We start from the raw sequence: 942 nt of genomic DNA on the forward strand, positions 1-942 counted from the left end.
AGTAGAGGGGGGGGGGGGGGGGGGGGGGGGGGGGGGGGGGGGGGGGGGGGGGGGGGGGGGGGGGGGGCGCGGCGGGCGCGGGGGGGGGGCGGGGGGGGGGGGGCGGGCGGGCCCGGGCGGCCGGCGCGCCGGGCTCGCCAGGTCGGTGATCGCGCAACTGGCCGCCGCACACCCCCCGGCGGCCCTGGAGATCGTGCTGATCAGCGCCGACCGGCAGCGGCCGGCCGCCGAGCGGGTCGCCGAATGGTCCTGGCTCGGCTGGCTGCCCCAGGTGTGCCCGGCGCACGGGCAGGACTGCCGGCTGCTGCTGGCCTTCGACCGGGACCAGGCCACGGCCCGGGTGGGCGAGTTGATGCGCCGGCTGGACGACGGTCCGCTCGGCCCCGGCTGGATCACCGCCACGCCGGCGGCCGTGGCCGCCGCCGCCAAGCAGCACACCGGTCCTTACACGGTGGTGATCGTGGACGGCGCGCCCGGCCAGCGCTCGGTGCGCGAGCGGATGGCCAGGCTCGCGGCCTGCGGGCCGGCCGCCGGCGTCCATCTGGTGTGCCTCGCGGACGCCCCGCCCGCGGTGGCGGACGCCCCGCTGTCGGCGAGTTACGAGGCGGCCCGCTCGGCCTCCTCGCTGATCGCCGAGTGCGGGGTGGTCGCCCTGCTCAGCGGTGACGTCGCGACCGAGCTGAAGGTGTTGCACCGCGGCTGGGACGGCGACCCCGGGCGCACGCACGCCCAACCGACGCCGCCGCTGCCGCCCCAGCCCGGCGTCCCGGGCGGCGAGTGGTTCGCAGCGCACGGCCTACCCGCGCAGGGCGGTGCAGGTCACGGCGGTGCAGGTCAGGACGGTGCGCAGGCCGCGGGCACGGCCGACGCCGCGGGCCGCCCGGCCGCCGGTGGCGCACCCCAGCCGCCGGGCCACGGTGTCGCGCCGCCGGCGCCCACCTG

1 pseudogene is annotated in these 942 nt (G+C 81.2%); it reads left to right on the forward strand.

The window, feature by feature from the left end:
• A pseudogene (locus AAHZ94_RS34580) lies at positions 1–942 on the forward strand (hypothetical protein); the annotation flags it as partial.

This window comes from Streptomyces sp. HSW2009 (assembly GCF_040240285.1).
GTDB lineage: Bacteria > Actinomycetota > Actinomycetes > Streptomycetales > Streptomycetaceae > Streptomyces.